The organism is Lacrimispora sp., assembly GCF_046972725.1.
In the GTDB taxonomy this organism is placed as follows: Bacteria; Bacillota; Clostridia; order Lachnospirales; family Lachnospiraceae; genus Lacrimispora.
The window spans coordinates 23,195-29,701 of sequence record NZ_JBKVXF010000008.1 but is presented as its reverse complement, the minus strand read 5'-3'; the positions used below and the strand labels follow the sequence as shown (position 1 = coordinate 29,701).

Annotated in this window: 8 protein-coding genes; 7 read left to right on the top strand and 1 reads right to left on the bottom strand. The window is 40.6% G+C overall.

Features of this window, described 5'->3' with window-relative positions:
• From ACLTWA_RS19145 to ACLTWA_RS19115, 7 genes are all read left to right on the top strand, one after another.
• The coding region (locus ACLTWA_RS19145) for a sigma-70 family RNA polymerase sigma factor (RefSeq protein ID WP_412329510.1) at nucleotides 1–489 on the top strand (489 nt) is incomplete at its 5' end.
• A 16-nt stretch (nucleotides 490–505) separates the two neighbouring features.
• Nucleotides 506–1,309, top strand: coding sequence for a flagellar hook-basal body protein (locus tag ACLTWA_RS19140; RefSeq protein ID WP_412329509.1), 804 nt, complete (start codon nucleotides 506–508; stop codon nucleotides 1,307–1,309).
• Between the two features lie 13 nt (nucleotides 1,310–1,322).
• The gene (locus ACLTWA_RS19135) at nucleotides 1,323–2,090 is read left to right on the top strand and encodes a flagellar hook-basal body protein (protein WP_412329508.1); all 768 of its coding nucleotides are present in this window, start codon (nucleotides 1,323–1,325) and stop codon (nucleotides 2,088–2,090) included.
• A gap of 32 nt (nucleotides 2,091–2,122) precedes the next feature.
• Nucleotides 2,123–2,749: a chemotaxis protein CheC gene (locus ACLTWA_RS19130; protein ID WP_412329507.1), complete on the top strand. Its 627-nt coding sequence runs from the start codon at nucleotides 2,123–2,125 to the stop codon at nucleotides 2,747–2,749.
• A complete protein-coding gene (locus ACLTWA_RS19125) occupies nucleotides 2,742–3,224 on the top strand; it encodes a chemotaxis protein CheD (protein WP_412329506.1) in 483 nt (160 codons plus the stop codon). The genes ACLTWA_RS19130 and ACLTWA_RS19125 overlap by 8 nt, the downstream gene beginning before the upstream one ends.
• Before the next feature lie 82 nt (nucleotides 3,225–3,306).
• Nucleotides 3,307–4,230 carry a chemotaxis protein gene (locus ACLTWA_RS19120; protein WP_412329505.1) on the top strand — a complete coding sequence of 308 codons (924 nt, stop codon included), beginning with the start codon at nucleotides 3,307–3,309 and terminating at the stop codon, nucleotides 4,228–4,230.
• The gene (locus ACLTWA_RS19115; RefSeq protein WP_412329504.1) at nucleotides 4,223–5,503 is read left to right on the top strand and encodes an EAL and HDOD domain-containing protein; all 1,281 of its coding nucleotides are present in this window, start codon (nucleotides 4,223–4,225) and stop codon (nucleotides 5,501–5,503) included. The genes ACLTWA_RS19120 and ACLTWA_RS19115 overlap by 8 nt, the downstream gene beginning before the upstream one ends.
• Here the strand turns inward: ACLTWA_RS19115 and ACLTWA_RS19110 are convergent.
• The gene (locus tag ACLTWA_RS19110; protein ID WP_412329503.1) at nucleotides 5,500–6,483 is read right to left on the bottom strand and encodes a late competence development ComFB family protein; all 984 of its coding nucleotides are present in this window, start codon (nucleotides 6,481–6,483) and stop codon (nucleotides 5,500–5,502) included. The two genes, ACLTWA_RS19115 and ACLTWA_RS19110, sit on opposite strands and share 4 nt — an antisense overlap.
• Nucleotides 6,484–6,507 lie beyond the last annotated feature (24 nt).

The window sequence follows — 6,507 nt, the reverse complement described above, 5'->3', positions numbered from 1 at the left end:
AGAAAGCAGGACTGGATTCCCAGAAGCGTAAGAAAGAACGCAAAGGATCTTGATAATGCTGCGATGGAACTGTGCAACCGGCTGGGCCGTTTCCCGACGCCCCAGGAGACTGCTGATCATATGAATATCAGCCTGGAAAAATACCAGGAGGCTTTGGGGAAGACCAATATCTACAGTGTTCTTTCTCTGGATATGGTTCTGGAAGCCGGGAATGAAAACAAAAAGGTGCTTCAGCTTCCGGCTGTTAATGAAAATGACCAGCCGGAAGACCACTATCTGCAGGAAGAGTTTAAGCAGGTTCTGGTTTCTGCCATAAATAATTTAAAAGAAAATGAACAAAAGGTTATTTCTTTGTATTATATGGACGAATTAAATATGAAGGAGATTGCACAGGTCATGCGTGTCAGTGAGCCCAGAATCTCGCAGATTCATTCCAATGCGATACAAAAGCTGAGGCTGTATTTGACTAATTTTATAAATGGGAAATAAGGAAGGGGATAAGTATATGTTTCATGGATTTTATAATCTGGCGTCAGGAATGCTGTATCAGAACCGGAACTTAAATACAATCAGTAATAACATGGTTAACTCCAGTACCCCGGGATATAAGTCTGACCGTATGGTCAGTACCACATTTAAAGATGAAATTCTCTACCGCAACGGGAATTTAAACAAAAACAATGCAACTCAGATTGGTTCCTTATCCACGATTCGGGCAGTAGGAATAACAAAGACCAGTCATGATCAGGGAAATGTAGAAGAAACAGGCGGAAATTTAGATTTTGGCCTGACAAAGCCAGGATTTTTTGCAGTCCAGGATGCCAATGGAAACCGCCTTTATACCAGAAACGGTTCGTTCCATGTCGATGATGAGGGATACCTTAGTTTATCAACGATTGGAAGAGTTCTTGGAGAAGACGGGAATCCAATTGAAATGACCACAGATCATATATCTGTTGATCAATCAGGTAATATTTATGAAGTTCCACTGAAAGGTCTTGGAACGGATGAAGACGGAGCTGGTTCAGAAGAGGAAGAGCCTCAATTACTGGGCAAGATAGGCGTTTTTAATTTTGATGATTATAACCAGCTTGTAAAAGGCAATAATGGAACCTTTACAACAACTGCAGATGGGAATGCAGTCGATGGAGGAATCCAGTGGAAATCTCTTGAACGGTCGAATATTGATCCCATTGAAGAGATGACTGCAATGATGACCAGCCAGAGGGCTTCTCAAAGTGCAGCCCAGGTTCTTAAGATGTATGATCAGCTTATGGGGAAGATTGTAAGCGATATAGGCAGAGTATAAGGAGGTATAGCGGATGAATCAGTCCTTTTACACGGGGGCTTTGGGGGCAATGAACCAGCAGACAAAGCTTAACATAGTATCCAATAATATTGCAAATGTAAACACCGTAGGATTTAAGCCTGAATACGGTGTGTTTTCTGATTTAATATATAATGAGGTAAGAAATACCCAAGGTGAAAATGCAGCAAAATCAGGAACCGGAACAAAGATTGATATGGTAAAGACGAATTTGAGCCCTACGTCCTACCAAACCACTGGCCTGGAGAATGATTACGCGATTCCGGGAGAAGGGTTTTTTATGTTACAGGACCCTGTGACCGGAGAAATTACTTATTCCAGGGATGGGCGCTTTCAGCTGGCAAAAACAGAAGATAAATTTTATCTGGTGAATTCAGATGGAAAAAGAGTCCTTAATATGGATAAGGAAGAGATCTCTTACGATGTAAAGCCAACCTCATATCCAGAAGGCGAGGAAGAGGTTGAGGAAGAGGAGGAACTGGAAGAGGGGGAGCATGACCCACATGCTATTGGTGTATACACCTTCTCTACAATGGACGGTATTCATAGTGTAGGAGATAACGGATTCGTACCTTCTGCAAAGAATGGAGAACCGATTCTTCTGGAGAATGCGAAGGTAGTAAAAGGTTCTCTGGAAAACTCCGGTACGGATTTTGCGCTTGAAATGACCAGAATGATGGAAGCTCAGAGAGCGTATTCATATGCGCTTAAGATGGTACAGACTTCTGATGAAGTGGAATCAACAATTAATTCACTGCGGTAAATAAACGTACGTTGAGGAAAGAGGGCGATTATATGAAAATAAGACGTTATGATGAAATGAATGGTTTAGGCCTTGATCTGATTCGGGAAATCGGCAGCATCGGAACCGGTAATTCTGCAACTGCACTGTCTTCCATGCTTGGAAAATCGGTCCGCATGACTCTTCCGGATGTTCAGATACTTGGTTATAATGAAGCCATTAAATTTCTTGGTGATCCAGAGGAAATCGTTGCTGCAATTCTGGTAAAGATGACTGGTGAAATTAACGGATTGATGCTGTTTATTCTGAAGCTTGATTTTATCAATGAAGTTTTGAGCAGTGTTATGCAAAAGGAAATTGAAGACTATTACCAGTTGAATGTGATGGAAACGTCAGCACTGGAGGAGATCGGAAACATTATCATTTCTTCCTATGTGAACGCAATGTCAACACTAAGTGATGTAACAATTAATTTATCGGTTCCTGATATTGCTGTGAATATGCTTGGAGGTATTTTAAGTGTTCCAATGGTAGAATTCGGATATCAGACAGATAAGATGATGATGATCAGCGGACAGTTTATAATTGGAGGAAAGGTCCTTCATAGCGATCTCCTGATGATGCCGGATATTGAATCGTTAAATTTTCTGATGGAGAAACTGGGGATTGTCAATGGATAAACAGATTACAGTAGGGATTGCAGATATGAAATTTGCCCGACAGGAAGGTACTCTTATCACCTACGCACTTGGTTCCTGTATTGGTATTAGTTTATACGATCCCATGATTAAGCTGGGAGCACTTGTTCACATTATGCTTCCGGAAGTATACGGTTCCGGAGACGGAAATATTTTTAAGTATGCAGATACTGGCCTTGCAGAAACCTTTCGGAAAATTGAAATTATGGGTGCCCGGAAACCCCGTCTGATTGCCAAAATTGCAGGAGGGGCTAAGATGTTCCAGTTACAGGGAAATAGTACCCTTGGGAATATCGGTGCAAGGAATATTGCAAGTGTGAAGCAGATTTTAAAAGCATCAGGTGTCCGGCTCGCAGCAGAGGATGTGGGGGAAAATTATGCACGTACCATGTCTGTTGATATCAGTACCGGATCAGTAAAAATTCGTACCTATGGGAGAGCGGAAATTGTTTTGTAAGCATTATGTACCAGCAGAGGAATGCCGATAAATGATTAGGCACTTGTTTTTGCTGATCATATTGGGATAAAGGAGAAAAAGTATGGCAGAAACAGAGATTTTGTTAGAATCAGGGACCAATGAAATAGAAATAATGGAATTCACCATCTATGGAGAATTATATGGAATCAATGTTGCAAAGGTACGTGAAATTATGATGTCAGATAAAGTAAAGCCTATCCCTCATGCCCATCCTTCTGTCGAAGGTATTTTTAAACCAAGGGATCTTTTACTTACGGTAATTGACCTTCCTCACTACCTGACGGGAAGTGTTTCTGAAAAGAAGTCAAAAGATTTGTTTATCATAACAAACTTTAACAAGCTGCATATTGCATTCCGTGTTCACAGTGTAGTTGGTATCAGCCGTATTTCATGGAAAAATATACAGAAGCCGGATGACACCATCAGCCGGGGAGATGAAGGTGTGGCAACTGGCATTGCTCAGTGCGGCGATGACCTTGTTACAATTCTGGATTTTGAAAAGATCGTTGCTGATATTGCTCCTGAAACTGGAATTCAGTTAGATGAGATTAACAAGCTCGGCAAAAGAACAGAAGTTAATTATCCTATCCTGATTGCAGAAGACTCTATTCTTTTAACAAAGATGATAGAAGCAGCACTTAGAAAAGCCGGATATGATAATCTGACATTTAAAAATAACGGTCAGGAGGCTTGGAATTACCTGGAAAAGATCCGCGATGATTCTGATCTGGCTGATAAGGTAAGCCTTATCATAACTGACATTGAGATGCCGGAAATGGATGGCCACAGGCTGACAAAGCTGGTAAAAACAGATCCTAAGTTAAAAGAGATACCTCTCATTATTTTCTCTTCCATGATTAATCAGGAACTGATGATCAAAGGAAAACAGTTAGGAGCTGATGAACAGCTAAGTAAACCGGAGATTGGTCATTTGGTAGAAGTCATAGACCATCTGATTCAGAGGAGGACGAATAATAATGGATAGATATGTCACCCGACAGCCGATTAAGGCGTTGAAGGAGGACAGGATTGTCGGATATGAAGTATTGTTTCAGAAGGACTATAATTCCATTTATAGCAGTTCTGATGTAGCGGTAGCTGATACCATTTCGGATTTTCTTATGCAGAATTCTGATAGTTTTGCAGATGATAAACTTACTTTTGTTACATTTACACCGGCTTTGCTGTTTCGAAATACCCCTAAGATTTTTGATAAAAAAAAGATGGTAATTCAGATTGAAGATCACGTCATGATTCACCCTCTGGCGCCTACGATTATTAGAAAGTACAGAGCGGAAGGATATGAGTTTGCCATTAATGATTTTCAGTTTTCTCCCAGTTTTTTTTCCATGCTGGATTTTGCCACCTACATAAAGATTGATATCGGCGATAAGAAAGAGCCCAAGGACAGGACTTCATTAGTTAATATTGTTAATACTATGAAAGGCCTTGATAAAAAGTGTATTGCTACTGGTGTTAAGGAAAAAGAAGATTATGAGCTTGCACTGGAAATTAATGCTGACTTTGTTGAAGGAAGTTATGTTGCAGAGGCCCTGGCAAAAAAGGTAAACCGCATGGAATTCCTGCAGGGAAATTTCTTCCAGCTGGTTGTGGAAGTTTCTAAGGATGAACCTGATATAGAACAGATCGAAGAAATTATAAGCAGGGATGCTGCTTTGAGTTATGCACTTTTGAAGATAGTAAACTCTGCCTATTTTGCTATGCGCTGCAGGGTATCCTCCATTCGTCAGGCGCTTATCACTATGGGAATCAGCCAGTTAAAGCAGTGGGTTTATCTCTTAAGCTTTAACAATGACTCTAACCATGACCAGGCCCTGGAAACAATTATGAAAATCTCATTTCTTAGAGCGAATTTTGCTATGGTTCTCTCTGATCATGTGCCTGATTTCCCGATCCTCCGTTCAGAAGCTTATATAATGGGAATGTTTTCTACCCTTCAGTACATGATTAACGCTCCTCTGGAAGAAATTTTAATGGAAATACCGGTAGCACAGGAAATTAAGGACGCATTGATACGGAAAGAAGGAATCTGCGGCACATTATATAAACTCATTCTGAGTTATGAGAATGCAGAATGGAAGAGTGTAAAAGCGATGTCTGATGAACTTGGATTACCTTCCGGATTGCTTGCGCAAACATACATGGATTGTGTAGAGACTGTGAATGAGATATGGAATAGTCTTATTATCAGTGCAGAACAAGAAACAGATCTTGCAGAAGAAAGAACCCACGCCTAATGGTGTGGGTTTTGTTTTACAATGGAACAGGATTTTGTAAGCTCAACAATTACCTGCTGTGAATAACGATTCATATAAAAGTTTAAGAGCGGAGATGCGGAATTGGACTCTGCAACGATATACTTCGGAGGCAGTTTGGTTAATGTTAAAGCTGTAATATCCGCAATACAACGCCCGCAGGTGCAGGTATCAAACTTTTCTGCATAGTAATCCACCATACTTTTTACTACATATTCCATAATATTTAAATATTGATATGATGGAAGGTTCTGATTTTCTTTTGAATCAGGAGTGGCAGAATCAGATGCAGTTTTTCCTTCCGTATCAGAACTGCCAGACATTAAACTGTTTTCTTCCATTGATAAAGCTTCTGAAGGGATAAATTCTGCATTATCTTCGGGTATGGTATTATTGGCTTCCATTACTATATTGTTATCTAATAAAGTCTCGTCTGATTTAGAATTTATATTTTCATCGGTATCCGTATCATTCGCTTCTAATTCTGGATTTTTCTTGGGTGATTCTGCAAAGTTTTCTGTTTCGTAAGTTGCTTCATCAGAATTATTAACATTTACTGCAGGGCTGGTGTATACTTTTACTTCTGCCGCAGTCAGTACCGGTGATGGATCGTCTTGCGTACCATCATCTGTTCCCATTTCGTTTTCAGTGGGGGCCTTCTCCTGCGTATCTGTAATAATTCCTTCTTCCTCAGCCAACTGCTGCCGGATTAATTCAGAAACCGGATCGGGGGCGGTTGAAGACATATCAATGATAGAAATGGGTGAGGGGGACAATGGTCCCTCCTTTGTTTGAATGGACGCCTGATGAGCCAGCACGGTAAGCTCTTTTATCGTTTCAGAGGAATCTGTATTCAGGCTGGCAGCAAGATTTTCCTTCGCTGCTTCTGATTTGGAAGATTCTGATTCCTCACCGGCTAACAGATTCATAACATGGGCAGTCTTACTGCTTTTTCTAGCCATGGTTTTGAACTCCTCTCATATATA

What these genes read in the sequence shown, in the direction of transcription:
- ACLTWA_RS19140 (WP_412329509.1), top strand. Translation starts at nt 506, where the DNA reads ATGTTTCATGGATTTTATAATCTGGCGTCAGGAATGCTGTATCAGAAC.
- ACLTWA_RS19135 (WP_412329508.1), top strand. Translation starts at nt 1,323, where the DNA reads ATGAATCAGTCCTTTTACACGGGGGCTTTGGGGGCAATGAACCAGCAG.
- ACLTWA_RS19130 (WP_412329507.1), top strand. Translation starts at nt 2,123, where the DNA reads ATGAAAATAAGACGTTATGATGAAATGAATGGTTTAGGCCTTGATCTG.
- ACLTWA_RS19125 (WP_412329506.1), top strand. Translation starts at nt 2,742, where the DNA reads ATGGATAAACAGATTACAGTAGGGATTGCAGATATGAAATTTGCCCGA.
- ACLTWA_RS19120 (WP_412329505.1), top strand. Translation starts at nt 3,307, where the DNA reads ATGGCAGAAACAGAGATTTTGTTAGAATCAGGGACCAATGAAATAGAA.
- ACLTWA_RS19115 (WP_412329504.1), top strand. Translation starts at nt 4,223, where the DNA reads ATGGATAGATATGTCACCCGACAGCCGATTAAGGCGTTGAAGGAGGAC.
- ACLTWA_RS19110 (WP_412329503.1), bottom strand. Translation starts at nt 6,483, where the DNA reads ATGGCTAGAAAAAGCAGTAAGACTGCCCATGTTATGAATCTGTTAGCC.